The sequence below is a fragment of the Paracidovorax sp. MALMAid1276 genome, assembly GCF_049198005.1.
In the GTDB taxonomy this organism is placed as follows: Bacteria; Pseudomonadota; Gammaproteobacteria; order Burkholderiales; family Burkholderiaceae_C; genus Acidovorax.
In genome coordinates this window covers 1-783 of sequence record NZ_JBMIRS010000149.1, presented here as the reverse complement: position 1 = coordinate 783, position 783 = coordinate 1, and the positions used below count along the sequence as shown (strand labels likewise).

Below are 783 nucleotides of genomic sequence, written 5' to 3'. Positions count from 1 at the left end.
GAAAAGCAACGCAGCGGACCGCCCGAGACGCGCTATCACGAACCGCAGGGAGTTATGCAGGACATCCTTTGGTTGCAGGCAAACCGCCTGTTGGGGCGGTATGGCCCGGGCACCGCAGCAGCGTGGCGTGGGCCCGCAACGCAAGTGCTGCCCCATGCCGCACCGCTGCGCCTGAGCCAGAAACTCCTAAATTGATAGCTGTCAGCGCTTATCCATCAAGCGCTGACGGCTGTTTTTGCTTGAAATTCAATCGCGGCCTGAACGGTTTTCGCGTGTCACTCCGCAGCTGCGGAGCGGATGGTGTCGCGGCCGTTGCGGTCCTTCACGCGGCCCAGGTCGGTGTCCAGCGCACGGGCCAGCTTTTCGGCGGCGCCGATGAAGGCGTTCGCCATCTTGTCGGCTTCGTCCGTCACCGTCACGGGCTGGCGGCCGGTGACGCGCGCTTCGATGCGGCAGCGCTTGTCGTTGGCCCCGGACTTGCCGGCGTCCAGGTCGCTCAGGAACACCTCCAGCCGCGTGACCTGGTCCTGAAAGCGCGAGAGGCGGCTTTTGCACTCTTCCGAGATCCATTGCGCGAGCGCGTCGCCGCCGTGGATGTGGTCGTCGGTGTTGACTTGGACTTGCATGGGAGAGGTTCCTTCCTGTGAAGTTGCGAAGCAGACATGATGGCACCGTCCGCCATCTCCCTGGTAAAGACATGTCAAAGGCATGGTGGTTCGCCGCAGGGAGTGACGCGGGGAGGGACGCAGGACATCCCTAGTCCACTGAAACCGAGAAATCGGC

The 783-nt window shown here is 63.2% G+C and carries 2 protein-coding genes; one reads left to right on the top strand and one right to left on the bottom strand.

Features of this window, described 5'->3' with window-relative positions:
- Window positions 1-195: hypothetical protein (locus tag ACOQFS_RS10080; RefSeq protein ID WP_421562749.1), on the top strand; the 195-nt coding region annotated here is incomplete at its 5' end.
- 80 nt (window positions 196-275) lie between these two features.
- Here the strand turns inward: ACOQFS_RS10080 and ACOQFS_RS10075 are convergent.
- Complete coding sequence (locus ACOQFS_RS10075; protein ID WP_421562748.1) at window positions 276-626, bottom strand: HPF/RaiA family ribosome-associated protein; 351 nt, start codon at window positions 624-626, stop codon at window positions 276-278.
- Window positions 627-783 lie beyond the last annotated feature (157 nt).